This is a genomic window from Nocardia sp. NPDC004278 (genome assembly GCF_053602975.1).
The window spans coordinates 86359-113182 of record NZ_JBSGEQ010000002.1 but is presented as its reverse complement, the minus strand read 5'-3'; the positions used below and the strand labels follow the sequence as shown (position 1 = coordinate 113182).

Genomic DNA, 26824 nt, shown 5'->3' with positions numbered 1-26824 from the left:
CAGGGACAACCGTCGCTGAATCCGGAGGTCACCCATGCCCGACCAGCTCGAAGATCTGCCCTATGCGCGTTTCCTGACGCCGCTCGAGGGGGCGCTCGAGCCCGAAGGTGACTACGACTGTGTGCACGTCTCCGGTGCCGATATGGATGACGTCGAGGCCGGCAATGGGCGCTTCAATGAAACCGTCTTCACCTCGCTCGCGATCAACCGCGGCAGCCTGCGCTTCGCCCGATTCACCGATGTCTGGCAGCGCAATGTGCGCTGGGTCGGCACCGACCTGTCCGACACCTCCTGGCAGGACGTCGAACTGATCGCCGGTGCGCTGTCCGGTGTCGATGCGGGCGGTGCAAACTTGCGTCGGGTGCGGTTCGAGGGCTGCAAATTCGACTCGGTGAACTTCCGCAGAGCCAAACTGCGCGAGGTGCAATTCGTCGATTGCGTCCTGCGGCACACCGATTTCGGTGAAGCCGAACTGACCAAGCTGAGCTTCCCCGGCACCACCATCGAGGGCCTGCTGATCAACCGCGCCCGACTGCAACAGGTCGACCTGCGCGGCGCCGCCCACCTCAATATCGCCGAGGGCTTGGACGCGCTGCGCGGCGCGACCATCACCCCGCTCCAGTTGCTCGATCTGGCGCCCGAATTCGCCCGATCGATCGGCATTACCGTCCGCGACTAGTGCTGCTTGCGGTGCGGCACGAACTCCAAGGTCAGCAGTGCCGCGGCCGCCAGCAGCACCTCACGCCAGCGGATGAGCACGAATCGCTGATCCGACATCGAACGGAACTTGCGCAGGAACCGGTACAGCGACTCCAGCCGGATCAGCGGATCGCCCAGATGCACGAGCACGTAGATGAGCTTCCCGATCCGTGAGCGCTCCTTCTCGGCGAACAGCTCGGGAAACGGCGCAAAGGCCAATGAGATCCGCTCGATCCCCTGTGCACGGGCGTGGTCGACGAGATCGATGACCATCCGCTCGTCCAGGCCGTTCGGGGCATCCTTGCGCCGCCACGGCACATCCAGGCTGAGTTCGCGCCCGCGCCCGGAGACGCCGTAGCGCTGGAAGCCCGCGACGCGCCCGTCCACATCCCTGGCGAGCACCAGCAGCATGCCCGGATTCCGGCCGTCGAGCAGGTGGTCGAGGATCATCGAGAAGCCGCGACTCTGCCGACCGGTCTTCCACGAATCGACAATGTCGAGCATTTCGGCCCGCAGCGGTTCGGTCAGGTCGGTCTCGCTGATGACCTCAGTGGTCACGCCGAAATTGCGGGTGCGACTCACGGCCTGGCGCAGGTTCCGGAAGGTCCGCCCGACCATCGCGAACGTCCCCACATCGATGACCACATCGCGTCCGACCGGTATCGCGCGCAGCCCACGATGCTCGATCGCCCGATATCGCCACAGCTCCGTCAGATCCGGACTGGCACCGAGCACCGCGATCCGCCATCCGTGATTCGCCGCGAACTCGGAGAAATCCGAGAGCAGTCCCGGGAAAGCGTCCCGGTCACCGATCGGATCACCGGCGACAACCGCGATACCGAAGCGGGCCCGATAGCCGATCGCCGCCGTCGAATTCGTGTTGAAGTAATAGGACTTCGACGAGTGCAGCGCGAATGCGGCGAGCGGATCGCGCTCGGTCCGTCCGACGAGTTCGGCCACGCGGTACAACTGCTCGGGCTGCGGCCGACTCGCCTGCGGCAGCATCAGGATGAATCCGGTCGCGGCCAGGAAGACGAACCCGAAGCCGGGATGTGAAGCACGATAGGCGGCATTGGCGGCCGCGAGGACGAAGACCGCGATGGTGAAATGTGGCAGCGTGATCGGGCGGCGCAGATGCAGCCCGCGCACCACGAAGAGTCCGGCGATGGAGATGGCGATGAACCAGCCGTGGTCCTGTCCGGGCGTGGCGCGGTCGGCCTCGTAGACCAGTGCGACGCTCATCAGCAGCAGCGCGATGGAAATGATCGGCCGCACCGCCGATGTGGTGCTGATCGAGGCATCGCGGTATACCGCGAGTGTCGAACTGCGCGCTGTTGTTTCCCGTCCTTCAGCCACGCCGGTACCCCCCTAGGCCGATCGACGCGGTGCGTCCGAACAGGTTCCCCATGTGGTCCTCCCGATGATCCTGTACATGTAACTGTATGCGGAACATGGGATGACGGCTCGAACATTCCTGGCGCACTTGGATCACTGGGCGGCGATGGCGTTTGGTCGGCTACCGCATCGGGCCGTCGGGGCGGGATGAGTTGTTGCGCCGTGACCCGATGGACGCTGCCGTGAAGTACGGATAACGACCGGATCTCGGGTGGCCCAGCCTCCGCGAATGCTCAGTCCAACACCTTCACGACCGGCCCGGCAGCTCGGACGACGAGGCGATGTATGGATACCGGACCTGCTCCAGCGGTCAGCCTGCACGCTGTCTATAGTCGATAGCTATCGTCCAGCTAGTCACGTATCAATCACGTTTTGCGATCTGGCGGGAAGATTCGTTCGTCTGAGACGGCGTTCGGGATCTATAGACAACAGTGTTCATAATTGTTTATCGTCTTGGTCCATGACGAAGTTCGACGGCAAGAGCTGTCTGATCACCGGCGCGGCAAGTGGGCTGGGGCGCAGTACGGCGCTGGCAGTGGCCGCCAAGGGCGCGTCGGTGATCCTGACCGATATCGATGGCATCGGTTTGCAGCGTACTGCCGACGATGTGCGCGCGACCGGTGGTGTCGTGCATCTTGCCGAACGTGCCGATGTCAGCGATTACGACGCGGTGGTCGCCCTGGCCGCGAAGGCGCATGCCGAGGTCGACAGCGTCGACATCGTGATGAATGTGGCGGGCATTGCCACCTGGGGCGCGGTCGATCGGCTCACGCACAAGCAGTGGCGGCGCACCATCGATATCGATCTGATGGGTCCCATCCATGTGATCGAGGAGTTCGTACCACCGATGATCGAGGCCGGTCGCGGCGGGCATCTGGTGAATGTCGCCTCGGCCGCCGGACTTTTCGGGCTGCCGTGGCATGCCCCCTACAGCGCGGGCAAATTCGGCTTGCGCGGCGTTTCGGAGGTGCTGCGCTTCGATCTGCGTCAGCACCGCATCGGCGTCAGCCTGGTCTGCCCCGGTGCGATGGCGACACCGATGGTGGACAGCGTCGATATCGCGGGCATCGACCGGCAGGCGGCGGCGGTGCAGAAGGGCGTCGCCCTGTTCATGCGGCACGCGGTCACTCCGGAGCAGGCCGCCCGATCGGTCGTGCGAGGGGTCGAGCGCGATCGGTACATGGTCTTCACCTCGCCCGATATCCGCGTCGGCTATCTCGCGCAGCGCTACTTCCCGCCCTCCTACAACCTCGCCATGCGCGGACTGAGCTGGGCGATGAGCCGCTATATCGACAAGGAACCCGCGTCGAAGAAGGTCTGACGAACAGGATCCAGCCATCGCCGAGCTGCTGCCGACAGTCCTCGACCCGGGCCATCCCAGCTACCCGAGTCTTCCGCTGGCCGACGCCTAGGGTGTCCTCGCATCCATGCCAGCACAGGTGGACATACCTGGTCTGGATGGCGTTCTACCCGTCGCCTTTGCCGCGGCCCTCTTCGAAGACGAAGAGTGGTTTGGCGCCGTGTGCGGGTGTTTCGGCGAGCGAGATGGCTTCAGTGAAGTGTTCGAGCGGGAACGGCCGGCCTTGGGGGATACTCAGCACTTCATCAGCGACGAGACCGCGAACCTGGGAGAGCACGCGCAGCGCATCCTGAGGTGAGGTAGCGCTGAACCAGCGGTACAGCCAGAAGCCACGGACCACTTTGGTTTCGTAGATAATCGAGCGTGCCAGCAGCGGGATGTCAGCGCTGCGGGGTCAGCCTGCCGATGGGTAGAGAGTGCGCCGTAAACTACGACCTCTCCTCCAGGAGCCAATGCCTGGGATACCCGGGCACCCACGTCGCCTGAGACACAGTCGATGGCCTTGCGCACGCCAGCCGGTCCCGCTATTTCGGCCACACGCTGCAACAGATCCTCGTCCTCGGTGCAAATGACCTCGTCACCACCAAGCGTCTTGATCTCCTCGACGGCATCGCGCCGCCGCACGACATTGATCGTCCGAATGCCTAGATGCCTGGCCAGTTGAATGACGAGCCGGCCGACGGTGGAGCCCGCGGCCGTCTGCAACATCCATTCACCCGGCTGTACGCCGAGTTCGTGAGTCACCAGTAGCAGCGCGGTCAACGGGTTGACGGCGAGTTGGCAGGCACTGGAGTCGCTCAGATGATCGGGAACTGGCAGGAGCCGTCGTGTATCGGCAACAAGGTATTCCTGCCAAGTGCCGGTCACACCGACGGTTATCACGCGCTCACCGATCTTCAACCCCTCGGTATCCGGACCCAGGGCCTCGATTCGGCCCACACATTCCAGCCCCACCACAGTGGGGAACTCGGGGGAGAAACCGTATCGGCCACGCAGCACGTGCAGATCGCTGGCGTGGATTGGAGTCGTTTTCACGCGGATCAACGCCTGACCGGCCGCTGGCGTGGGCACAGGCCGGGATTCCAGCCGCAGCACATCGGTCGGCTCGCCAACCTTTCCGGCTACGAGCGCGCGCATGGATTGTGGCATGAGCGAACCTTCGACTCTCAGCGCCCGCGAACCCGGGGCGTTCTGGACAAGAAATATGCCGGTGCCGGCATCCTCGTCGGCGACTAACTGGGTTCCGAACTTTTCCTTTTCGATGGAGCAGACTCGTGCGCAGACTGCCGTCGGAGTCCAGTCCCCATCTAGGCCTTTGCTGACCCGCTCAGCATGTCCGTGTCACCGCGCTGCATTCGTGCGGACTATTGAGGTCCGCGACCAGGATCGATCGCCGCAGCGCACTGGTTCACATTGTGAATCTAGCATTTCGGGCCAGCCGGTTACCTGCGTGAATAGCTGGAGAAACGTGCTGTTTTCTAGTGCTGGCCACGTGCTGCGATCCGCAGGTGAGCACCCCCGCGAACCGTGTCATCCGCGCCGATGAGCTGATCACCGAACTACCCGCACCGTTGTGGCAGCGGCTGTCGGTCGGTGCCCGCGCGCACGACCCGCGCGAATACGAGCCGGCACGCCGGGCCGATCGACGGTACCTGGGCCCGAGGTCGCGGGCACCGGCTGCTGGGGCGAGCAAACGGCTGCGTGGCCTCGGCGGCGCGCGACGCCTCGGGCACCTTTATCGGCGCCATCGGGGTGACCGGCCGCAGCGCGGCACTCGAACACCGCAGTCTGCACACCGGATTGGTGCGCTCGGTGGATTCACCATAACGCGAAATGCCCGCCGACCGGTCGGCGGGCCTGTCACTCGGCAAACCGGCGAAGTCCTTCGGTGACGTACTCAACCAATATCCGCGCTGGACGTCGAATCTCGCACCGTTGCTCGACGTGGCCTCGGATTCGGCACCGTAGCTTCCGAATTCGGTGCCCCCAGTGGCAATGGGCGGCAAAGCCGAATTCCCTGCCGTACTATCGCGATTGGGACACCGGCCGGTTGGACGAAGGGGGACGGTGTTGGAGATTCGCCTTCCGGCAACCATACGCAGCGGGGGTGCGTGGTTACGGCGCTTCGCCGGGACGACTCCGGGCGCGATCGGCGCGGTGGCCGTCGTGTCCGTGGTGTTGTGTCTGCTCGCCGGATCGACCTCGGCTGATCAATTGAGCGGCAAGATCGCCCGACGCGATGCGGTATTGGAGCGCACCGAACCGCTGGCCTACGCCGCACAGATCTTGTACGTTGCGCTCTCGGCCGCCGACGCGTCGGCGGCCACGGCGTTCCTTTCCGGCGGCATCGAATCACCGCAGGTGCGCGGGCAATATCAACAGGCGCTCGCCGATGCGGCGGCCGCGCTCGCGGAGGCCACGACGGATGCTGCCGATGAGCGGACCCGAATGATCGTCGCGCAGATCACCGCCGACCTGCCCGCCTACACCGGCCTGGTCGAAGCGGCACGGGCGAACAACCGGCAGGGCTTCCCGGTCGGGTCGTCGTATCTGCACGAGGCATCGCTGGTGATGCAGAACTCGTTGCTGCCCAACGCCGAAAAGCTCAGCAAGGACCGACTCGCGGCGTTGCGCCACGATCAACACGATATCGGCGCGCTGCCGTGGACGAGCATCGTGCTGTTGGTGCTGGTGCTGATCAGTTGTGGCGTCGGCACTCTGGTATTGCTGCGCCGCACCAATCGCCGGATGAATTTGGGTGTCGCGGTGGCCGCGGGGGCGACCGCCGTAACGCTGTTGTGGATCGTTGGTGCGACGAGCATCGCCTCGGCCGCACTCGACACCGGCAAATCCGGGGCGACCAGCCGCTTCGAGACCCTCACCCAGGCCAGGATCCTGGCCCAGCAGGCACGCACCGATGAAACCCTGGCGTTGATCACCCGGGGCGATATCACCGTCAGCGAAACCGATTTCCGCAAGCACACCACTGAACTGTCCGATCGTTTGGCGACCGTGACCGGATCCGATTCCGAGGCTTCGCGGAGTCTATTGGGCTGGACCGCCGGACATGCCAAACAGCGTGAGGCCTACGAGGCGGCGAACTATCCGGCGGCCGTCGCGCAGGCGATCGGCACCGGCGCGGAGAATTCGGCGACGCTGTTCGCGCAGTTGGATGCGACATTGCGCGACAACCTCGGTCAGCAGCGCCAGCAGTTGCGCGACGGAGTCGACTCGGCGGGTGCGGCATTGGCGCTCAGCCCCGCGGGGACGCTGGTGTTACTGCTGTTCGCGGCGGCCGCGGTAGTCACCGGGCTGTGGCCGCGGCTGAAGGAGTTCTTGTGAGGCGGCGAGTTCTATTGCAGCGAAAGGGTTTTGCGCGGGCGCGGCTGATCGTGGCCGCGACCCTGGTCGGTACGAGCGCACTGGTGAGCGCGTGCGGTTCCAGCACCCAGGTCCCCGAAAGCACGAAGGTGGCCGCGGTCGACCCACAGCCCGACCTCACCGAGATCACCACGCCGGCGCAGTCCGAGACCAGCGGCAATTGCGGCGACCCCGAGCTCACCCTACGTCCCGGTCCGCTGCCGAGTCCGGGTGCGATGCCACCGGGTTCGCCCATGGCGGCCATTGCCGCCAACGGCAAGTTGCGGGTCGGCGTCGATCAAAACACCTATCTATTCGGCTTCCGCAACCCCACCACCGGTCAGCTCGAGGGCTTCGATATCGATATCGCGCGGGAGATCGCCAAGGCGCTGTTCGGCGATCCGGACAAGATCGAATTGCGTTCGGTCACCGCCGCCGAGCGTATTCCGGCGCTGCAGAACAAGCAGGTCGACCTGATCGTGCGCACGTTCTCGGCAACCTGCGAGCGACGGCGCGACGTCGACTTCTCCGGTGTGTATTACCGTGCGACCCAACGCATTCTCGCCTCGCGAAACTCGGGTATCCGCTCCGGCGCGGATCTGGGTGGCAAACGGGTATGCGTCACTCGCGGGACCACTTCGCCGGGACCGCTGTTCAGCCTGCCGAAGCGGCCGACCGTCCTCGGCGCATCCAATTGGACCGACTGCCTGGCGGCATTGCAGCAGGGCCATGTGGACGCGATCAGCGCCGACGATCCGATCCTGGTCGGGCTGGTGGCCCAGGATCGGAATCTGGAGATCGTCGGCGAGGTCATCGGCACCGGCGCCTATGCGGTCGGTATCGCACAGGGCAATCCGGGGCTGGTGCGCTTCGTCAATGGCGTACTCGAACGCATCCGTGCCGACGGCACCTGGCAGCAGATCTACAACGCCAGACTCGGCGCGCTCGGACCATCGCCGGGACCACCGGATCTCCGGTACAAAGAGTGAGACCGGCGACCATGCAGCTACTTACGCTCGCCGAGATCGACGGTGAATTGGCCGCACGCGCAACCGAATTCGACGCCATCACCGCCACCCTGTTGGAACTGGACCGACATCCGGGACACACACTGCTGCAGCGCTATCCGCCGACCGGACTGACCGAGCAACGCTGGCAGCCGGTCCGGGCCGCACTCGCGCTGATGTGGGCGGATTACGGCCGCCTCGAGGGCATTCTGGATGCGGCCGAGCAGGTGCGCGGCACTCGTTCTCGGCTCGATGACAGCGAACGTGCCGAACTCACCCGGCTCTTGCGCGGGCGGCCCTATGAGGCCTCGCGCACGCCGATACCGATGGCGCAACGTTCGCTCACCGGACCGGCGGAAGAGGTCCTGTTCGTCGGACTCGCAGATACCGTGGATCGCATGCGGGCCACCTTCCCGGAGATCGCCGAATTCTTCGACGCGGTCGATGCGGTGAACACACGGGTCATGTCGGGCCTGGCGCCACTGCAGGACACGGTGGACAGGGCGCGTGCCGCTGGAGGCGGGACGACCGAACTGGGCGCGATCGGCGAAGGTATCGCCGCACTGTTGAGCCGTTCGGCGACCGATCCGCTCGCGCTGACGGTATCGGAGATCGACGCACGCATTGCCGAGTTGTCGGACGAGCTGCGGCGCGTTGCAGCGATCCTCGCCGAACTCGATGCGGTGGTGGCGGATTGGGCCGGGGCCATTGCCGAAACGCGCAGGCGCTTGACGGTGCTGCGCGACACCCGGACCCGGGCAGCGGCGGCCAGGGCGCAGGTCGAAGCGAAGATTCTGGCGGGCCCGCTGCCGGTGCACACCGACGATTCCGCGGCACTCGGCGCACAATTGGATGCGCTGGCGGCGACTCGGGCTGCAGCCGCGGACCTGGTGCGTTTGCGCGTCCGGATTGCCGACGCGACCGCCGGGGCGGCCACCGCCGAAGAATTGGCCCAGGGACTGCTGGATCGACGCATCGAATTGCGCGGGCGGCTGGCCGCCTATCAGGCGAAGGCGGCCCGACTAGGTGTCAGCGAGGACCGAGACGTGCTGGCAGCCGGTCAGATCGCGGCGGGCCTGCTCACCCGCAGGCCGTGTGATCTGGCGGCCGTCACCCGGGCGGTCGCCGACTTCCAGCAGATAATCGGGGAGAAATCGGGGCGGGGCAGATGACCTGTAATGCGCCGGGATGCGGCGGCACCATCGAAGACGGATACTGCGCGGTCTGCGGTACCGCCCCCGCCGAGGCCACCACGGTATCAGCGGAAACGCCGGTGGTGCACGGGAATTCGAGTGCTGTACCGATCTGCGCTGAGCCCGGATGTGGTGGAACCATCGTCGACGGGTACTGCGATACGTGCGGCACCGCACCTGCCGTGGCCGCAGCGGAAACCGCTGTGGCGCAACAAGGTTCGATCGAGGGGCAGGTTTGCGCCGAGGTGGGCTGCGGCGGAACGATCGTCGGTGGCTACTGTGATACCTGCGGGGCCGCACCCGCGACCTCCGCGCTGTCGAGTCTGTCGACCCGGTCGGCGAGCACCCGAGCCTCTGGGCGCTCGGTGCGCACCGGCCGGTCGTCATCGAAATCCAGCGCGCGCGGTCGGCTCGGTGCGGGCATGGTGGATGTGCCGCGGATGCCGCGCATCGATCCGGCCACCGCGGTCATGGCCGATCCACAGGTCGCCGAGGGAAAACGGTTCTGCGGCAAATGCGAACGGCCCGTCGGGCGCGGCCGCGACGGTGCACCCGGTCGCTCCGAGGGCTTCTGCCCGAACTGCGGCACCCGGTTCTCCTTCGCGCCGAAGCTGAGCAAGGGTGATCTGGTCGGCGGGCAGTACGACGTTGTCGGCTGTCTGGCGCACGGCGGACTCGGCTGGATCTATCTGGCCACCGACCGCAATGTCAGCGGCCGCTGGGTAGTCCTGAAGGGCCTGCTGAATTCCGGAGATCTGGACGCGATGGCGGCAGCGGTCGCCGAGCGGCGGTTCCTGGCCGAGGTCGAGCACCCCAGCATCGTCAAGATCTACAACTTCGTCGAACACCGCGGCGCCGACGAGGTAACCGTCGGATACATCGTGATGGAGTACGTCGGTGGCACTTCACTCAAACAGATCTTGCGCACCCGTCTCGATGACGATGGCAGCTACCTGCCGGCACCCCAAGCCATCGCCTACATCCTGGAAATGCTGCCCGCCCTCGGTTATCTGCACTCGCTCGGCCTCGCCTACTGTGATTTCAAGCCCGACAACGTGATGCAGACCGATGAGCAACTCAAACTCATCGATATGGGCGCGGTGATCGCCATGGACGATCAGGACAGCCCCATCTACGGAACCATCGGCTATCAGGCACCGGAGATCTCCGAAACCGGGCCGACCATCGCCACCGAGGTGTACACGGTTGGCCGCACACTCGCGGTGCTGATGATGAATGTGCCACAGCAGGGCGGACATTTCGGCGTACTGCCTGGGCCGGAGGCCGAACCGCTACTGGCGAAATACGATTCGCTGCACCGATTCATCCTGCGTGCCACCGGTGTCGATCCGGAGGCGCGATTCGCCTCGATGGAGGAGATGGCCGATCAGCTGACCGGAGTTCTGCGCGAGGTGCTGAGCACTGATGACGGCGTACCGCGGCCGGGTATGTCGGCATACTTCGGGCCGCCGCGCGGTGTCTTCGGTGTGCCGGATGCACCGACACCGGCCAGTATTGTTGCGACACTTCCGGTTCCGCTGATCGATCCGAACGACAGCGGTTCGGCGTTGCTGGCGACCACCGGCGGGACCACGCCGACCGAACTGGAGCACGCGTTCGAGGCCGGGCTGCGCTCGGTGCTCACGACACGCAGTGCGTCTGCTTCGGTCGAGATTCCACTGCGGCTGGTGCGTGCCGCGCTCGAGGTCGGCGATCCGGCCGATGCGCTGCGTCGTATCGACGAACTGGCCGACACCCTGCCCGGTGACTGGCGGCTCGCCTGGTATCGCGGCCAAGCCGAATTGCTCGCGGGCGACTTCGATGCCGCCTCCGCCGAATTCGATGCCGTATACGCCGCATTACCTGGTGAGGCCGCACCGAAACTGGCCCAGGCCGCCGTCGCCGAATTGGCGGGTGCACAACCGGATAGGCGACAGGCCGCGCACTACTACGACACCGTCTGGCGCACCGACCACAACTACGTCAGCGCGGCCTTCGGTCTGGCTCGGCTGCGCAGCGAGGACGGTAATCGCGATGGCGCGGTGACCGTCCTGGATCAGGTGGATTCGGCCTCGGCGCTCTACACCGAAGCCCGGCTGACCGCCGTGCAGACAATGCTGGCCGATCGCACACCCGACGAACTGTCCGAACCGATCCTGCGGGATGCGGGCGGACGGGTCGAGGCCCTGCGCATCGACTCGAAAAGCCGTGGCGCACACGCGCGGATACGTGTGCTCGATGCCGCGCTCGAGTGGCTGCGTGCAGGCAAGGCACCGACAACACATGGCGCGCTGCTCGGCGCGAACCTCGATCAGGACGGAGTACGGACCGGTTTGGAGCGTTGTTATCGCGATCTCGCCCGCGAAACCGACGATATGTGGACACGATTCGAGCTGGTCGATCGGGCCAATGCGATCCGGCCGAGGACAACTTTATGATGAATTCAGCGTCGCAGAGCGACTCGATGGAGGGTGGTGGCCGGGAGCCTGGCGGGCTAGAGCCCAGCACCGCGGTATTGCAGCGGTGCCCGGAATGCGCGGCGCGAGTCGGGGTGGCCGACCGGTTCTGCGAGGCGTGCGGACGAGAACTCGGCGCGCGCCGGATCGCGCTGCCGCGGTCGGATCCAGATGCGACGCCCAGTTGTGAGGGCTGCGGCGGCACCAGCTACGACGTCGACGGCTATTGCCGCGGCTGTGGACAGTTGCGTCCGGAGCCGGACCGGTTCGAGGCCGATTTAGGCGCGGTCTATGTCGCGACCGATCGCGGTATCGCGCACGCGCGCAACGAGGATGCGGTCGCGGCCGCGGTGGTCGAGCACGGGGACAAGCGACCCATCGCCACGGTGGTCGCGGTCAGCGACGGGGTCTCCACCTCGGAGGATCCGCAGGCGGCCGCCGGTGCGGCGGCACGCGCGGGTGTCGATGCCTGCCTCACCGCATTGGCGGAAGCACGGTCCGGCACCGCGGTTGTGATGGCCGGGCTCACGGCGGCGGCGCAGGCGGTCCGTGGTATCGCGATGCACGATGGCCATGCCCCGTCGTGCACCTATGTTTCGGCCATCGTGCGCGGATACGGGGGCGACGGCGTGGAGATCACCGTCGTGAATGTCGGTGACAGCCGGGCATATTGGTTGCGCGGTGACGGCATCGAACCGATCGCGGGTGGAAATGCGCCGTCGCGGCGCTTGAGCGTGGACGATTCGTGGGCGCAGGCGCTGGTGGACGCCGGTGCGATGGACGAGGAGTCCGCGATGCGGGATCCGCGAGCGCACACACTGCTGCGCTGGCTCGGTGCCGACAGCGAGGACAGACCATGGTCGGACAGATGTGTGCAAACCTTCCACACCACCGGCCCCGGAGTACTGCTGCTGTGCAGTGACGGACTCTGGAACTACCAATCCGATCCGGCGGAGCTGGCGCGGATGGTCAACGGGGTACCACGCGGGGAGGCGGCGCGTGGACTCATCGAATTTGCTCTACGGTCCGGGGGGAGCGACAACATCACTGTCGCGCTGGTGCCGATCGGGCCATCGATGGATGCAGGAGAAGCACAGTGAGTTCCATGGCGGATAAGGGTATTTCGGTAGCGATCGATCAGAACGAATATCTGGCCGAGGGCGCGGATACGGTGGACGCGGTGGTCACCGTGGAGACGGGCGCGGATTTTGTGGCCGCCGGACCGGCCCCGGAGCGGCTGGAGGTGCTGATCATCGACTGCTCCGGGTCGATGGCCACCGGCAAGAAGTTCGAGGGCGCGCGCCGGGCCACCATGGCCGCCCTCGATGTGCTGAAGGACGGCACCCGATTCGCGATCATCGAGGGCACCTCCATCGCGCGATTGACCTATCCGAGCGATAAACCATCGGTGCCAGCCAACCGCGACACCAGGGCGGCGGCTCGCCGCGCGCTGGACAAGTTGCGCCCCAACGGCGGCACCGCCATGGGCACCTGGCTGGGACTCACCCGCCAGCTGGCCAAGAAACACCCCGGCGCGATGGTGCACGCCATCCTGCTCACCGACGGCAAGAACGAGCACGAGGAACCCGAGGCTCTTGCCGCCGAGATCAAACAGTCCGAGGGGGTATTCACCTGCGATTGCCGCGGCGTCGGAACCGATTGGCGGGTGGACGAATTGCGCATCATCGCCTCGGCATTGCACGGCAGCGTCGATATCGTCGCGAATCCGGCGAACCTGGCCGCGGACTTCGCCGCCATGATGCAGACCTCGATGGCCAAGGCGATTCCGGAACTGACATTGCGGCTGTGGACACCTGCGGGGGCCAGCGTTCGGTTCGTCAAACAGGTCGCGCCGACGATCGAGGATCTGACCGCGCGGCGCGCCGATGCGGGACCGCAGCTGGGGGAGTACCCGCTCGGGGCCTGGGGTGCGGAGGACCGCGACTACCACGTGCAGGTGCGGGTCGAGCCTGCCGCGCCGGGGCGGGAGAAGCTCGCGGCCAGGGTCAGTGTGGTGGCGGGCGAGGAGGTGGTCGGGCAGGGCCTGGTCCGTGCGGTGTGGACCACCGAGACCGAGCTGTCGGCCCGAATCAGCAGGCGCGTCGCGCATTACACCGGGCAGGCCGAACTCGCGCAGGTCGTGCAGGAGGGCTTGAGCGCGCGCAAGAACGGCGATGCGGAAACCGCGACGGCGAAACTGCGGCGCGCGGTGGAACTGGCGGCCGAATCCGGCAATGAGGGCACGGCGAAACTGTTGCGCGGGGTGGTCGAGGTGGACGAGCGCAATGGCACCGTGCGGTTGCGTGCCAAGGTCGAAGCCGCCGACGAAATGGCGTTGGACGCACGCTCTACCAAGACGGCGCGGGTACGCAAGGAGGGGTAATGGCGATTGCCACCTGTCCGGACGGGCATCAGTCCGTTGCAATGGATTATTGCGATGTCTGCGGTTCGCCGATCGGGGCGCCCGCGCCGACGGTGGCGGTCGCGCTGTGCCCGTCCTGTGGGGCGCCGAGCAGCGGCCGATTCTGTGAAGTGTGCGGGCATGATTCGGCGCTGCCGACGCCGGCGGCGCGGACTCCGGCGTCCGCGCCCACCGAAACCGTCACTGCAACAGCGGTTTCCGCCGCATCGGGCGTGCTGACGTGGGTCGCCACCATTACCGCCGATCGTGAATTCTACGACCGGGTGCAGGCCCGCAAGGGCCCCGATGCCGATCAGGTCGAATTCCCGGCGTTCTATCCCGAGCGTCGAATCACCTTGCGCGGCACCGATATCCTGATCGGCAAGCACAGCGTCTCCCAGGGCCTGCAACCCGAAATCGATCTGGGCATCGCCCCGGCCGACGCCGGGGTCTCACGCGCGCACGCCACCATTCACGTCGTCGAGGACGGCATCAGCATCACCGACCTCGGCTCCACCAATGGCACCAGCCTCAATGGCAGTGAGGACCTGATTCCGGCCAATGTGGCGGTCCCGCTGACGAGCGGGGACCGCATCCATCTCGGTGGCTGGACCACCATCATCGTGACGGCAGAACCAGCCTGATCGTTCACCGAATGGGTGACCCACCGGATCCGAGCGTGGCATCGCGCAGCACTTCCTCGATGCTGCGCATGACGTGCGAGCGCCATCCGGCGTCCATGATCGAGCGTGCCCTTTGCTGGAGCGGGTTGTCCGGATCGAAACCGGCGTGCTCCAGGAACAATCGGGTGCCCTTGCCTTCGGGCCGCAAGGTCCAGGTGATCGTCCAATCGGCGCCGTGTTCGGCGGTCGGGTCGGCGTCGCGCCAGCCGACGCGCAGCATCCGCTCCAGCTCGAAGGCCAGCACCTCGGCCGCGATCACACCGGAAAAGCCGGTCGCCGGAATGGCTTTCGCATCAATGGTGTACCGGTGCCCGACCTCGAGCCGAAAATCGGCTGGCATGAACCACCGTGCGAGCAACTCCGGTTCGGTCAGTGCGCGCCACACCTTGCCGGGACTGTGCGCGAGAAACTGATCCACGTAGATGGCGGTCGGATCGTCGGTCATGGTCATTGCTCCTCCATGGTGTCCAGCAGGTCACGCAGCCCGGCCAACTTCTCGCGCCAGAACCGCTCGAACGGGTGCAACCATTCCTGGATCTCGTACAGCGGGGCTGCCTCCAGTCGATACAGCCGTTGTCGCCCGACCTTGTTCTCGCTGACCAATTCCGCCTCCCGCAGCACCCGCAGATGCTCGGAGAAGCTCGGCCGCGCCATTTCGAAGTGCGCGGCCAGGTCCGTCACCGGCTGCGGTCCGCCATCGCGCAGCAGCCGCAACACCTCGCGCCGAACCGGGCTGGCCAGTGCCGCGAAGACCCGGCCATCGGGCGCCTCGCCCGCCATCGCGGTCACCGGCCTGCGGCGGCCAGCACGAAACGGTTGCCGTCGGGATCTATCAGTGTGGCCTGGCGACCCCATGGCAGCTCGGTGGGACCCTCGACCTGCGCACCGGCCTTTGCCAGCATCGCGCAGTCCGCGTCGAGGTCCGCGGTTTCGAGAATGACACCGCTCGAACTGCCCGGCGTGAAACCCTGTTCCGCACTGGCCAGCGTGAACGCGGTCTGGGCGCCCTCGGGTGCGACCTGCAGCCAGCGCACCGGCCCCATCTGCTGATCTACAAGCAACTCGAATCCGAGCGTGGTGACATAGAAATCCTTGGCTCGCTCCTGGTCGGAGACGGGCACGGTAACGACCTTCGCATGGGTGATGTTCATGGTCCCGAATATAGGTAGGAAAAATCCTACATGTCAACAAGATGTAGATGGGACCGATCGGTTTGTTACTATGCGCGTAGTATGTGGTTATGGGGTTCGAGTGGCCGGACTGGGCGTTCGCGCACCTGATCGGCATCGGACCCCGAGAAGTACGCCAAGTCCTCGAAGGCGCTCGGCGGTGGCCGCGGATCGCCGATGACGGGAACGTCACGGTGTTGTCGGTCTGGGGTCGCACCGGCGCCGGGCGGCCGTTGATCGTGGCGACGCGCCAGCAGGACCAGTGGACCTGGCTGATCATCGGCGCCCGCGAGATGCGCGCCGACGAACTGAAAATGTTCGAGGAGTGGGAACAGGAGAACCGGTGATGAACGAGAAGGATTTCCCGTCCACCCCGGACGAAGTGACGGCGTTCATGGACCGACTGACCTTCAGCAATGAACCGGTCCCGCCGGACAAGGCGCCGCCGCCGCTCGCCCCCGGTGACGACATCGTGGTGACCAGTTCCATTCGCATGCCGCTGGAACTGCACACCCGGGTCAAGCAGTTGGCCGATGCCCGAGGCATCGGCATGTCGACGCTGATCCGCGAGTGGATGGAGGCCGCCATCGCCGAACTCGATGGCGATCAGCTGATCTCCCGCGCCGATGCGGTGCGGGCGCTGTCCCGACTGCACCCGATACACCGCGCCAGCTGACAGGTCAGGGGAACGGCAGGGGCTGGCCTTGCCGGGCGGTCAATAGTGCGGTCATCTCGCCGATTTCATTGCCCTGCTCATTTACCATCTCCAGCGCCGCCCGCGTGACCGCCGGGGCAGAGCCGGTATTGAAGGCGGTCTGCGCCATCGTCACACCGCCACGGTGATGGCGAATCATCAACTGTAGGAACAGGACTTCGGCCGCCGCACCGCGCAACCTGGCGAGCTGGGTGATCTCGGCAGTGGATGCCAGCCCGGGCATGGGGGCGCCGTGGCCGCCGTGCTCATGACCCATCCAGTGCATCGGCTGATCGGTGCTCAGCGGTAGGTCGAACAGTTGCAGCCAGCCGCGCAGCTGGGCGATTTCGGCGGTCTGCGCCAACGCGATCCGCTCCGCTACGCCGCGAATCTGCGGTCCCGCGTCGGCGGGCAGCGTTCGCGCGAGCAGTACCGCCTGCTCATGATGGACCGACATGTCCTGGGCGAAGCCGATATCCACGGTCGACAGCGGTCCGGCGCCTACGTCATCGCGCGGTCGATGTGCCCAAAACCCCACCGCCGCACCGACTATCAGGCAAATGACGGCCACCGCCGCGAATCGAAGGCGTTTACGAGCCAACGGTGGACTCCTGATCGGCGGGCGGTGTGTAGACCCCGTTATCCAGCCGCAGCACCATGAATCCGTTATCGGTGCAGGTGGTCCAGATCTGGTCACCATGGAACATCGGCGGCGACAGGCACCAATCCGAGCTGATATCGCCGCCGAACATCATGCCCGAGCGCGGGCCGAATATGGTCGCGGGATCGAGTTTGCCGTTGACGAGTTCGCGGGCCAGCGGGACGTAATTCCAGACCGGAGCGCCGATCACGGCGGTGTCGGCGTGCACCGAATTCACCAGCTGCCCTTGCCTGCCCGTCTGCGCGGGCGGGTTGTAATAGGCGATTTCGCGGATGTCGCCGGGATCGCGCACATCGAAGACGCGAATGCCCGAGGCGATCCAACTGCATGCCAGCGCGGTCGGATCCGCGGGCCGATCGGCGACGCAATAGTGCGCGTCGTAGGAGAAGATTCCGTTGCCGGTCGCCGATTGGGCGTGCTCGCCGAGGTTCGCGGGCATATTGATCTCGAGTTTGATCGTCGCGACTTTCCTGGCATCTGCGGGATCGGCGACGTCGATCAATTTCACACCGCCGGAACCGGCTTCGTCGCCGGTGAAGATATACGGCCTGCCGTCGTAGGTAACCGGAACCGACTGCTGGTCGAAGTACCCGTCGGCCCAGTGATACGTCGCAATCTGCGGCACCACCGGATAGGGATCCCGGCGCTGGATCGCACTGATGTCGAGGATATTGATCCCGTTCTGGATGGAGAAGTACATGGTGTTGCCGTCCGGGCTGATGCCGAAACCGTGTGCGGTCAGCGATTGCAGTCCGTGCCAGATCACCCGCGAATTCGCCGGATCGCTCACATCTATGGCGGTGAGCAGCCCCGGGCTGGTGCTGGAAGCCCAGTAGGTATTGCCATCGGGGGAGAAGCCGCCCTCGTGCGACAGGAATGGCAACGGCATTGTCAGATCGGTGCCGGGACCGGGATTGAGCAGCACCGGGTGTGCGCAGTCGGAGATGTCGTAGATGGAGAAGTACGCGGTGCCGGTGGTGATCGGAACGGCGGTCGCGGCCAATAGCTTCCGCGCGGTATTGACCTTCAAGGTCTCCCAGGTTCCGCCCAGCATCGCGGGCTCGTTCAGCGTCGCGGTGTGCACCGGATGCGCCGGATCGGAAACATCGAGGACGTGTACGCCCGGCGCTGCACCATCGAGCAGGTTCCCGGGAAAGAACGTGCCCGTATAAGAGCAATGGTCGTAGGTCGGCGACAGAATCCCGCCTCCCTGCTGCTGCAACCCGCCGACGAACGAAATATTGCACCGATACCCCTCGGTGCTGCGCCCACTGGCCCGATCCACCGCCGGAACATCACCCTGCAACCCGGTCTCCGGCAGCGATCCGGCCCCGCACTCCGCCTTCGGGACCGCCGACTGCGCGATATCGGTCCAGGTGTATATCCCGGCCCGCGCGGGCGCGGGCAATCCGATCATGGTGAACGAAATAATAAGTGCCGCAACAGCACCCAGCATCGGCAGTCGTGGCATCCAACCCCTCCGAACATTCCGCAAAACGTCCGCACCACCATCTGGTCAGCCCCACCCGGAGCGCGGACCTAGAACACGTTACAACTCGACGTGTCGCCACAGGCCCGTTTCCGCCGATCCCCTCGGCTATCCGGCAGACAACACGCCGCCGCCCGGGGTGGGATGAGTGTCACGGTCGCACTCGATGCCGAAAATGGCTGGCGCTCGGCTGCGAACATGGCAGGTATGGAATCGGCCGTTTACCTGATCACCGGCATTCAAGCCGCTGGGAAGTCGACCGTCGCCCAGGCGCTGGCGCAGCGGTTGCCGCGATCGGCGCATGTGCGCGGGGATGCGTTCCGGCGCTTCATTATCGGCGGTCGGGCGGAAATGAGCCCCGAACCGTCGGCGGCGGCCTTGGACCAACTGCGGCTGCGCCATGCGCTGGCCGCGCATACCGCCGACGGGTACGCGGCCGCCGGGTTCACCGCGATCGTCCAGGATGTCGTGCTCGGGGAATTCCTGCCGTGGACCATCGAGCGGATCAAGACTCGGCCGCTGTACGTGGTGGTACTTGTGCCGACACCGGCCGCTGTCGCGGCTCGGGAGGCCGGCCGGAGCAAGGCTGCCTATGACCGCTTCACGGTCGAGAGCCTGGACGTGGTCCTGCGGACGCAGACGCCGCGCATCGGATTATGGTTGGACACTGCCGATCTCACGGTTGAGCAGACCGTCGACCAGATTCTCGAGCGGGCCCGACCCCTCGATGACGGGGGTGATTCGGCTCGATATCATCCGATCGGATGATTGGTCAGCGGCGTCAACTGGTGGATGTCGTGGCGCATGCGCAGTTCGGCGATCTCCTCGGGGTCCGGCGGTCCGCCCGCGCTCAGAAGATCGGTCAGTTCCTGGAGATACAACTCATGTCCAGACGGAGAGACCAGGAACAGCATCCGCGCGGTCTGCTTGCCGGGGTTGAAGAATGCGTGTGGGCAGCCCGCGGGCACATGCATGAAACTGCCGGGCCCGCCACGGAATACGGTCGCCCCACTCTCGGCTTCCCAGGTGCGCCAGTCGCCGACGGGCTGGGACTTCGGATGGAATGCGAGCAGATCGAGTTCGCCGTCCAGTACGAAGAACACCTCCTCGGCATGGCCGTGCCAGTGCGCACCGACATCGAAACCCGGCGGCACCTCGGCCTCGAAGGTCGACCAGATATCGGAGCGCTCGGCACCGACCTTCAGCGTCATGGTCTGCAGTCGTCGCCCCGCACCGGGCGGCAGCAGAAGCCCATCGGTCATGGTTCCTCGCAGAATTATCGGGCCCCAGTCGGCATCCGGGGTCGAGCCGAATATGGTCGACTGACCATGTAAATGATGCTAGCCGGAACGACGGGAATCGGTCATGGTAGCGATACTGCTGGGCAAGAACTTGCTATGCGCCGCCGCGTTCGATATCGAAGCAGGGCCGCCTATTTCGGCACCAAGATGCCGGTCGGGTCGGCTTTGCGAATGGGTGGATCGGCCTGTGTGGTGCAATCGGTTCTATCGCGGCGATCGATCACATCGGCGTCACGATCGGCATACCCGGGTGCCACTTACCCGAATCAGTGATCGCACCAGGCAAGATCGCCGTGTGTATGCCCGCGCGGTGCGGGTATGCGCCACCTGTGACCGCCGGTGACCAGAACTGGGACCGCCAAACCAGGCAGGAGACCGAAACCCAGCGGCTGGACCGCAATTGGGCCAGCCTGATCCAAGAGTTGCGGGTGGTCCAGACCGGCGTGCAATTCCTCATCGGAGCGCTGCTGATCCTCCCGTTCCAGGCCGGATTCGCCACCTTGTCGCAGCCGATGCGACTGCTCTACCTCGCCACGGTGGCCGCGGCGATGGGTGCGACGGTCTTCCTGGTTGCGCCGGTGGCATGGCATCGAATCCTGTTCCGGCGGCACCGGCTCGGCAATGTCGTCGCCGCAGCGCACCGCTGCGCCATGGCCGGGATCGCGCTGCTCGGACTCGCGCTGACCGGTGCGACGGTGCTGGTGACGGCCACCGTCGCGGGACCGGCACCAGGAGTGGTGTCGGGTGTGGTGGTCGCAGTGCTGTTCGCGGTTGCCTGGGTGCTCGCGCCGTGGCGCTGGCGCAATGTTGGCGACCGATCGGATGGTTGAACCGGGGCGAGCGACCGTGCCAGACTATTGAGAGGTTGAGACTACAGCCGACCCCGGTCCGACAAACGACACACCATGCGGGACCGGCCAGCGGGAGCTGGCGTAGCGACCCTGACGAAGGCGACTACCGACGCGGCGTAACGATCCAGCCGCGTTACCGCCACCTCCCGCCGTCCTGTCGCGCAGGATCGGGCATCCCTCTGGGAGGTTTGATATGTCCGCCGTTCTTCAGTACCGATCGGACGGTCAGCACCGGGCCGGATTGCGGCCGCGGAGTCGGTTCTGGGCGCAACGGATGGACCGCCGCAGACAATGCGTGGTCATCCGCGCCGAGGGTGAACTCGATGCGGCCGCACTCCCGGAATTCCGCGCGATGCTCGAGCGGGCGGTGGCCACCCGCTGTCATGCGGTCATCCTGGACCTACGCGCCACCAGATTCCTGAGTATCCGCGCTGCGGCCGCCATCGGCGCTATCACCCACCGAGCCGCGCGCGGCGGTCCGAATGTCCGGGTCGTGTCGGGTCGCCGTGAGGTCGACCGCGTGCTCGCCGTCACCGGCGTAGGCGCGATATGCTGCGATTTTCCGTCGATGCGCGCGGCGCTCGACACCTGATATGGCCTTAAGTCCCTGGTCTGGCCGATATCCGGCGTTGAGCGCTGGCACACTCCATACTTGCGGCTGTGACAGAGAGTCGATCGGTTTCGCCCGAGGACGCGCGGGCGTTGGGCCGGGTTATCGGCGCGGGTAAACCGCAGCGTATCGGGACCTTCCACTTCTGGTTCGCCGATCAGCGGTGGGAGTGGTCCGATGAGGTCGCACTGCTGCACGGATACGAGCCGGGAACGGTGCAACCGACTACCGAGCTGCTGCTCTCGCACAAACATCCCGAGGATCGCGCACAGGTGGCCGACACCCTGGCCAAATCCATCGAGACCGCGCGGCCGTTCTCGAGTCGGCATCGGATCGTCGATACCGCGGGCCAGGTGCACCACGTCATCGTGGTCGCCGATCAGATGCTCGACGAGGCGGATTCGGTGATCGGAACCTCCGGGTACTACATCGACCTCACCGCCGCGCTCGACGAGCGTCAGCAGGAGACCCTGGACGATGCGCTGCCAGAGCTGTACGAGGCACGGGCGGTGATCGAGCAGGCCAAGGGCGCGCTGATGCTGGTCTACGGCCTCAACCCCGACCAGGCCTTCCGCATGCTGAGCTGGCGCTCCCAGGAGACCAATATCAAGCTGCGGACACTGGCCGTGCGATTGGTCGCCGATCTGAGCTCGCTCACCGATTCGGTGGCCGATCTGCGCACGAAATTCGACCATCTGCTGTTGACTGCGCATGAACGGATCGAGGCGGACTGATTCGAATCCCCACCGGTTGCGATGTTTCGATCGTGGTCGGCCGGGTAAGTCGCGAATGGTCCCCGACCCGAAGGCAGGTTCCGGTCGGCTCGGAGGAATAGGTGGTGATGGGCATGGGGGAGTGGAGTTCCCAGTCCGCTGCAGAGAAGACAACGACGATCGGGGTTCGCATCCCCGCCCAGCTCGAGCAGCTGACCATGCTGCGCGCGCTCGCCGAAACCGTTGCGCTGATCGCGGATTTCGCGATCGATGAGGTGGTCGATATCCGGCTCGCACTCGACGAGGTGGCCACCTCCCTGATCCTGGACGCGGCGCCGGGCTCCACGCTGGACTGCGACTTCACCTACAGCGACAGCGAGATGTTCGTGCACGTCGCCTCGGTGTCGGTATCGGAGTCGGTGGTCGGTCAGGCCGGATTCGGCTGGCATATCGTTCGCACGCTGACGCAGTCGATCGCCGCGGTGCAGGAGCCCTACGACAGTTCGGTCTCCGGCTATCCGACGATCGTCGACTTCAGCTGGGCGCGAGGCAGCGATGGCGGCTGAGTCGAGAGCACACCGCGACAGCTACGACAATATCGAGCCACTGTTCGAGAAGATCGCCGCCCTGGACAAGGCCGATCCCCGTCGAGAAGCGTTGCGGGAGGAGCTGATCGGCCGGTGCCTGCCGCTGGCCGAACATATTGCGCGCAAGTTCTCCGGGCGCGGCGAGAACTTCGACGATCTGCTACAGGTGGCCCGCTTGGGGCTGGTCCAGGCCGCGGATAGATTCGATGTGACCCGCGGTTCCTCGTTCCTGTCGTTCGCGGTGCCGACCATCATGGGCGAGGTGCGCCGACATTTCCGGGACAACACCTGGGCGGTGCGCGTGCCGCGGCGCACCAAGGAGATCCAGCTCAATATCGGCCCCGCCGTCGAGGCGATGGCGCAGCGGCTGGGCCGCTTGCCGAAGGCCCGCGAGATCGCCGCTGAGCTGTCGGTGGACCTGGTCGAGGTCACCCAGGCGCTCATCGCGGGCAATGCCTACCAGTCCAGCTCCATCGACGCGGTGGTCGGCGATGACATCGAGAACGCACCCCTGCCGCTGCTGGACAGTCTCGGCTCGGAGGAGCCCAGCTACCAGTACGTGGAGGACTACCTCGCGGTCCGGCCGCTGATCGAGGACCTGCCGGAGCGGGAACGGCAGGTGCTCATCATGCGTTTTTTCGAGACCAGGACCCAGTCTCAGATCGCCGAGCAGCTGGGCGTCTCGCAGATGCACGTCTCCCGGATACTGTCCAGAACGCTCGGCAAGCTGCGCGATCAAGCGCTGCGCGATTAGCTTGTTGGGAAGATGTTGTCGCCCAATGTGTTTCGTTGTGATCGGATCCACTGTTTGCCCGAGGTTAGGTGCGGGTACGCGTCAGATAGCCGGACAAACGATGCCGACGCGCAAGGAGGTCGTCATGAACGATCAGCGACGACCGGGCACCCGAGAGCCGTACGCGGGACCGGGGGCTTCGAGTTCGCTGAAGAAACCGCCGGAGTCGATCTCTCGCGCCGAGAGTTCGCAACAGGCCGGTCGCATCCTCGTCACCCGCAATCATGATGTGATCCGACGTTGGGCCGAGCAGCGCGGCGCCCGCCCGGCCACCATGCCGGGTAGCGAATACGACGGTCGCCTCGGCGTACTGCGTTTCGACTTTCCCGGCTACGGCGGCGCGGTGCTGCGCGCGGTCGGCTGGGACGAATGGTTCGCCACCTTCGACGCGCGACAGCTCATGTTCCGCTATCAGGAGCGCCGGGCCGACGGCGGGCCCAGCAATTTCAACCGGCTGGAGCAGTCCCAGCGCGATGAATGGTGACTCGGTCATTGTGACCGAGATCACTCTCAATTTGCGCAAACGGGTCCGTGCCGCCAGGGTGGAGTAGCCGGACGCTAACCGAGTGCTCGTGACCTGCCGTTTACCGAATGGCTGCTACGGGTACTTCCGAAGTTGGCAAAGGTGCTCGAAGGCGGACTGTCGCGTCGGTTATGGGTACGCGAGTCTCCGCGTCGCGTCGCGTCCGCGTGGCTGCAAGGGATGAGGGCTTGACCGCAAACCTGATGATCGTTGACGACGACGAAGTGGTCCGGGGCGCGCTGCGCACGGCGATGGAGGACGAGGGTTACGACGTCGCCGAGGCGCACGAGGCCGAGGACGCACTGACCTATCTGCGCAGCAATGCCGCCCCCGATGTGATGATCGTGGAGCTGATGCTCGGCGATATGGACGGCTTCGATTGCATCCGGGAGATCCGGCGCGAACACGACGTGCCGATCATCGTGGTCAGCTCCCGCGACGATACCCACGATGTGGTGGCCGCCCTGGAGGCGGGCGCCGACGACTATGTCACCAAGCCGTTCGAGATCAAGGAGATCTCTGCCCGCATGCGCGCGCTGCGCCGCCGCGCCCGACTCACCATGGAACGGGAAGCGCCGCGGGAGGCTGTCCTCGATGCGTATCCGGACGCACCACTGGTGCTCGATCGCGACGGTGGCGCGGTGCGCCGCGGCGAGGACGAAATCCGGCTCACCATTACCGAGTTCAAATTGCTCTGCGAACTCGCAGAGTCGCCGGGCCGGGTGCTCAGCCGCTCGGTATTGCTCGAAAGAGTTTGGGACGACGGCTTTTTCGGCGATGAGCGGATCGTCGATGTGCATATGCGCCGCCTGCGCACCAAGATCGAGCGCGATGCCTCCGATCCACACATTGTGGTTACCGTGCGCGGACTTGGGTATCGGCTCGATCCGCAGCGCTGAAACATCGAAAAGTGTGACCTAGCCTGCAGTTGTGATCTTTTCGTAACACAACCGCAAAGAGATCGACCGGTTCACCTCAAAGTTGCTCCGCAAGCCTGGATGAGTACTGCAGACCCGACCAGGGAGACGTATGTCACTGCACACCTTGTCCACCGCAACGATTGATCCATCGGTCACCGAATACCCTTCGGCCGTACCGATTTCGGCGCCACACGCGCAGCCGGTACTGCGCCAACCACGAGTCGGTGACGCGGCCGAGATCTGGCGTATTGCCAAGGATTCGCGGGTCCTCGACACCAATTCCAGCTACGCCTACCTGCTGTGGTGTCGCGATTTCGCCAGCACCTCGGTAGTCGCCGAAGTGGGCGGCCGGGTCGTCGGATTCGTGATCGGCTACCTGCGCCCGCAGGCGCCGGAGACTGTCTTCGTGTGGCAGGTGGCGGTCGAGCGCGAACAGCAGGGACGCGGCCTTGGTGCCGCACTGCTGGAGACGCTGCTCGACACCGCTGCGGCCGCAGGCGTTTCCGCACTGGAGACGACGATCGCGCCGGACAATCCGGCCTCGATCGCGATGTTCGGTTCGGTCGCACGCCGACGGGCCGCGCGAATGACCAAGCGCTCCCTATTCGATTCCGATCTCTTCCCCGACAGCCACGCTGACGAGGACCTCTATCTGATCGCCCCTACCGTCCGAAAGCAGGAGGATCGCCGTTGATTACCGCCGAGACGACCATTTTCGAAGAGCTCGAATCCAATGTCCGCGGATATTGCCGGGCCTGGCCGACGGTGTTCACCACCGCGTCGGGTACCTGGTTGCGCGCCGAGGACGGCAAGGAGTACCTCGACTTCTTCGCCGGTGCGGGGGCGTTGAACTACGGTCACAACAACCCGGTGCTCAAGCGGCCGCTCCTGGAGTACATCGCCGGTGACGGGATCACGCACGGACTGGATATGTCGACCGTGGCCAAGCGGCGACTGCTGGAAACGTTGCGCGACACCGTTTTCGCGCCGCGCGGCCTGGACTACAAGGTCCAGTTCCCCGGACCGACCGGTGCCAATGCCGTTGAGGCCGCGTTGAAGTTGGCCCGCAAGGTCACCGGACGCGAGACGATCATCAGCTTCACCAACGCTTTTCACGGCATGTCGCTCGGCGCACTGTCGGTGACCGGCAATGCCGCCAAGCGGGCGGGCGCTGGTGTGCCGCTGGTGCATGCCGCGCATATGCCCTATGACGGCTACTTCGACAACACCACCGCCGATTTCCAGTGGATGGAGCGGGTCCTCGACGACACCTCCTCCGGTTTCGACCGGCCCGCCGCGGTGATCGTGGAGACGATCCAGGGTGAGGGTGGGGTCAATATCGCACGACCGGAGTGGCTGCGGCATCTGGCCGAATTGTGCACGGCCCGTGGCATTCTGCTGATCGTCGACGATGTGCAGATGGGCTGCGGCCGGACCGGGCCGTTCTTCTCCTTCGAAGTCGCTGGCATCACCCCCGATATCGTGACGCTGTCGAAGTCCATCGGCGGCTATGGGTTGCCGATGGCGCTGGTGCTGTTCAAACCGGATCTCGACCAGTGGGCACCGGGCGAGCACAACGGCACTTTCCGCGGCAATAACCCGGCCTTCATCACCGCGCAGACCGCGCTGGAGCACTTCTGGTCCGATGGTGCGCTGCAGGCCTCGACCGAGGCGAAGGGACAGCGCGTCGGAGCGGCACTGACCCAGGTGGCCGAGTACTTCCCTGGTATTTCGACGCGGGGTCGCGGACTGGTGCACGGCATCGTGTTCGACGATCCCTCGCAGGCGGGCAAGGTCTGCCAGATCGCCTTCGAGCGCGGGCTGCTGGTCGAGACCTCCGGTTCGCTGGACGAAGTGGTGAAGCTATTGCCGCCGTTGACCGTCACCGATGACGAGATCGAGCACGGTCTGCGCGTGCTGACCGGCGCGATCGGCACCGTCTGCGGACAGGAGCGCTGA

31 protein-coding genes are annotated in these 26824 nt (G+C 65.5%); 23 read left to right on the top strand and 8 right to left on the bottom strand.

Annotation, left to right across the window (positions count from 1 at the left end; all coding sequences use genetic code 11):
- The first annotated feature begins 34 nt into the window (after nucleotides 1–34).
- Complete coding sequence (locus ACWEO2_RS03110; protein WP_452403820.1) at nucleotides 35–679, top strand: pentapeptide repeat-containing protein; 645 nt, start codon at nucleotides 35–37, stop codon at nucleotides 677–679.
- Here the strand turns inward: ACWEO2_RS03110 and ACWEO2_RS03105 are convergent.
- The gene (locus ACWEO2_RS03105; RefSeq protein ID WP_452403819.1) at nucleotides 676–2055 is read right to left on the bottom strand and encodes a bifunctional lysylphosphatidylglycerol flippase/synthetase MprF; all 1380 of its coding nucleotides are present in this window, start codon (nucleotides 2053–2055) and stop codon (nucleotides 676–678) included. The genes ACWEO2_RS03110 and ACWEO2_RS03105 overlap by 4 nt on opposite strands.
- A 499-nt stretch (nucleotides 2056–2554) precedes the next feature.
- Between ACWEO2_RS03105 and ACWEO2_RS03100 the strand changes: the two genes are divergently transcribed.
- On the top strand, nucleotides 2555–3415 hold the full coding sequence (locus tag ACWEO2_RS03100; protein ID WP_355186327.1) for an SDR family oxidoreductase: 861 nt from the start codon (nucleotides 2555–2557) through the stop codon (nucleotides 3413–3415).
- 273 nt (nucleotides 3416–3688) lie between these two features.
- On the opposite strand, the gene ACWEO2_RS03095 is transcribed toward ACWEO2_RS03100, so the two are convergent.
- A complete protein-coding gene (locus tag ACWEO2_RS03095; RefSeq protein ID WP_452403818.1) occupies nucleotides 3689–4603 on the bottom strand; it encodes a zinc-dependent alcohol dehydrogenase family protein in 915 nt (304 codons plus the stop codon).
- A 444-nt stretch (nucleotides 4604–5047) separates the two neighbouring features.
- Between ACWEO2_RS03095 and ACWEO2_RS03090 the strand changes: the two genes are divergently transcribed.
- The 9 genes from ACWEO2_RS03090 (at nucleotide 5048) to ACWEO2_RS03050 (ending at nucleotide 14515) form a co-directional block, all read left to right on the top strand.
- The gene (locus ACWEO2_RS03090; RefSeq protein ID WP_452403817.1) at nucleotides 5048–5281 is read left to right on the top strand and encodes a hypothetical protein; all 234 of its coding nucleotides are present in this window, start codon (nucleotides 5048–5050) and stop codon (nucleotides 5279–5281) included.
- Between the two features lie 6 nt (nucleotides 5282–5287).
- A complete protein-coding gene (locus tag ACWEO2_RS03085) occupies nucleotides 5288–5422 on the top strand; it encodes a hypothetical protein (RefSeq protein ID WP_452403816.1) in 135 nt (44 codons plus the stop codon).
- Nucleotides 5423–5620: 198 nt separating this feature from the next.
- Nucleotides 5621–6796 (top strand): hypothetical protein, encoded by a 1176-nt coding sequence (locus tag ACWEO2_RS03080; protein WP_452403815.1) that lies wholly within the window; start codon nucleotides 5621–5623, stop codon nucleotides 6794–6796.
- Nucleotides 6793–7803, top strand: coding sequence for a glutamate ABC transporter substrate-binding protein (locus ACWEO2_RS03075; RefSeq protein ID WP_452403814.1), 1011 nt, complete (start codon nucleotides 6793–6795; stop codon nucleotides 7801–7803). The genes ACWEO2_RS03080 and ACWEO2_RS03075 overlap by 4 nt, the downstream gene beginning before the upstream one ends.
- Nucleotides 7804–7814: 11 nt before the next feature.
- The gene (locus tag ACWEO2_RS03070; protein WP_452403813.1) at nucleotides 7815–8993 is read left to right on the top strand and encodes a hypothetical protein; all 1179 of its coding nucleotides are present in this window, start codon (nucleotides 7815–7817) and stop codon (nucleotides 8991–8993) included.
- A complete protein-coding gene (locus ACWEO2_RS03065; protein WP_452403812.1) occupies nucleotides 8990–11452 on the top strand; it encodes a tetratricopeptide repeat protein in 2463 nt (820 codons plus the stop codon). Before ACWEO2_RS03070 ends, ACWEO2_RS03065 begins: the two co-directional genes overlap by 4 nt.
- On the top strand, nucleotides 11449–12570 hold the full coding sequence (locus tag ACWEO2_RS03060; protein WP_452403811.1) for a PP2C family protein-serine/threonine phosphatase: 1122 nt from the start codon (nucleotides 11449–11451) through the stop codon (nucleotides 12568–12570). The genes ACWEO2_RS03065 and ACWEO2_RS03060 overlap by 4 nt, the downstream gene beginning before the upstream one ends.
- A 5-nt stretch (nucleotides 12571–12575) precedes the next feature.
- Nucleotides 12576–13853: a vWA domain-containing protein gene (locus ACWEO2_RS03055; protein ID WP_452404143.1), complete on the top strand. Its 1278-nt coding sequence runs from the start codon at nucleotides 12576–12578 to the stop codon at nucleotides 13851–13853.
- A complete protein-coding gene (locus tag ACWEO2_RS03050; RefSeq protein WP_452403810.1) occupies nucleotides 13853–14515 on the top strand; it encodes an FHA domain-containing protein in 663 nt (220 codons plus the stop codon). Before ACWEO2_RS03055 ends, ACWEO2_RS03050 begins: the two co-directional genes overlap by 1 nt.
- 4 nt (nucleotides 14516–14519) lie before the next feature.
- On the opposite strand, the gene ACWEO2_RS03045 is transcribed toward ACWEO2_RS03050, so the two are convergent.
- From ACWEO2_RS03045 to ACWEO2_RS03035, 3 genes are read right to left on the bottom strand one after another with little or no spacing between them, the layout of a single operon-like run.
- Nucleotides 14520–14999, bottom strand: a complete 480-nt coding sequence (locus ACWEO2_RS03045; RefSeq protein ID WP_452403809.1) for an SRPBCC family protein — start codon at nucleotides 14997–14999, stop codon at nucleotides 14520–14522.
- Nucleotides 15000–15001: 2 nt separating this feature from the next.
- Entirely contained in the window at nucleotides 15002–15334 is a 333-nt protein-coding gene (locus ACWEO2_RS03040; protein ID WP_452403808.1) for an ArsR/SmtB family transcription factor, read from the bottom strand.
- A 5-nt stretch (nucleotides 15335–15339) separates the two neighbouring features.
- Nucleotides 15340–15705 carry a VOC family protein gene (locus tag ACWEO2_RS03035; protein ID WP_452403807.1) on the bottom strand — a complete coding sequence of 122 codons (366 nt, stop codon included), beginning with the start codon at nucleotides 15703–15705 and terminating at the stop codon, nucleotides 15340–15342.
- A gap of 89 nt (nucleotides 15706–15794) precedes the next feature.
- Between ACWEO2_RS03035 and ACWEO2_RS03030 the strand changes: the two genes are divergently transcribed.
- A complete protein-coding gene (locus tag ACWEO2_RS03030) occupies nucleotides 15795–16070 on the top strand; it encodes a hypothetical protein (RefSeq protein WP_354959509.1) in 276 nt (91 codons plus the stop codon).
- Nucleotides 16070–16399, top strand: a complete 330-nt coding sequence (locus ACWEO2_RS03025) for a hypothetical protein (protein ID WP_355186352.1) — start codon at nucleotides 16070–16072, stop codon at nucleotides 16397–16399. The genes ACWEO2_RS03030 and ACWEO2_RS03025 overlap by 1 nt, the downstream gene beginning before the upstream one ends.
- Nucleotides 16400–16403: 4 nt before the next feature.
- Here ACWEO2_RS03025 and ACWEO2_RS03020 read toward each other — a convergent pair whose 3' ends face one another.
- Together ACWEO2_RS03020 and ACWEO2_RS03015 are read right to left on the bottom strand one after the other, a co-directional pair.
- Complete coding sequence (locus ACWEO2_RS03020) at nucleotides 16404–17018, bottom strand: DUF305 domain-containing protein (protein WP_452403806.1); 615 nt, start codon at nucleotides 17016–17018, stop codon at nucleotides 16404–16406.
- Nucleotides 17008–18534 (bottom strand): LVIVD repeat-containing protein, encoded by a 1527-nt coding sequence (locus tag ACWEO2_RS03015; protein WP_452404142.1) that lies wholly within the window; start codon nucleotides 18532–18534, stop codon nucleotides 17008–17010. Before ACWEO2_RS03015 ends, ACWEO2_RS03020 begins: the two co-directional genes overlap by 11 nt.
- 240 nt (nucleotides 18535–18774) lie before the next feature.
- On the opposite strand from ACWEO2_RS03015, the gene ACWEO2_RS03010 reads away from it, so the two are divergent.
- Nucleotides 18775–19335, top strand: a complete 561-nt coding sequence (locus ACWEO2_RS03010; protein ID WP_452403805.1) for an AAA family ATPase — start codon at nucleotides 18775–18777, stop codon at nucleotides 19333–19335.
- On the opposite strand, the gene ACWEO2_RS03005 is transcribed toward ACWEO2_RS03010, so the two are convergent.
- Nucleotides 19320–19829, bottom strand: coding sequence for a cupin domain-containing protein (locus tag ACWEO2_RS03005; RefSeq protein WP_452403804.1), 510 nt, complete (start codon nucleotides 19827–19829; stop codon nucleotides 19320–19322). The two genes, ACWEO2_RS03010 and ACWEO2_RS03005, sit on opposite strands and share 16 nt — an antisense overlap.
- 338 nt (nucleotides 19830–20167) lie before the next feature.
- Here ACWEO2_RS03005 and ACWEO2_RS03000 point away from each other — a divergent pair, with 338 nt between their 5' ends.
- From ACWEO2_RS03000 to ectB, 9 genes are all read left to right on the top strand, one after another.
- Nucleotides 20168–20698, top strand: a complete 531-nt coding sequence (locus ACWEO2_RS03000; protein ID WP_452403803.1) for a DUF6328 family protein — start codon at nucleotides 20168–20170, stop codon at nucleotides 20696–20698.
- Between the two features lie 214 nt (nucleotides 20699–20912).
- Entirely contained in the window at nucleotides 20913–21311 is a 399-nt protein-coding gene (locus ACWEO2_RS02995; RefSeq protein WP_452403802.1) for an STAS domain-containing protein, read from the top strand.
- Nucleotides 21312–21379: 68 nt separating this feature from the next.
- A complete protein-coding gene (locus ACWEO2_RS02990; protein ID WP_452403801.1) occupies nucleotides 21380–22063 on the top strand; it encodes a PAS and ANTAR domain-containing protein in 684 nt (227 codons plus the stop codon).
- A gap of 113 nt (nucleotides 22064–22176) precedes the next feature.
- Complete coding sequence (locus tag ACWEO2_RS02985; RefSeq protein ID WP_452403800.1) at nucleotides 22177–22608, top strand: anti-sigma factor; 432 nt, start codon at nucleotides 22177–22179, stop codon at nucleotides 22606–22608.
- Complete coding sequence (locus tag ACWEO2_RS02980; RefSeq protein WP_452403799.1) at nucleotides 22598–23383, top strand: RNA polymerase sigma factor SigF; 786 nt, start codon at nucleotides 22598–22600, stop codon at nucleotides 23381–23383. Before ACWEO2_RS02985 ends, ACWEO2_RS02980 begins: the two co-directional genes overlap by 11 nt.
- Nucleotides 23384–23507: 124 nt before the next feature.
- Entirely contained in the window at nucleotides 23508–23906 is a 399-nt protein-coding gene (locus ACWEO2_RS02975) for a hypothetical protein (protein WP_452403798.1), read from the top strand.
- Between the two features lie 227 nt (nucleotides 23907–24133).
- Nucleotides 24134–24844 (top strand): response regulator, encoded by a 711-nt coding sequence (locus ACWEO2_RS02970; protein ID WP_452403797.1) that lies wholly within the window; start codon nucleotides 24134–24136, stop codon nucleotides 24842–24844.
- Between the two features lie 130 nt (nucleotides 24845–24974).
- Nucleotides 24975–25559, top strand: a complete 585-nt coding sequence (gene ectA / locus ACWEO2_RS02965) for a diaminobutyrate acetyltransferase (RefSeq protein WP_452403796.1) — start codon at nucleotides 24975–24977, stop codon at nucleotides 25557–25559.
- Entirely contained in the window at nucleotides 25556–26824 is a 1269-nt protein-coding gene (gene ectB / locus ACWEO2_RS02960) for a diaminobutyrate--2-oxoglutarate transaminase (protein ID WP_452403795.1), read from the top strand. Before ectA ends, ectB begins: the two co-directional genes overlap by 4 nt.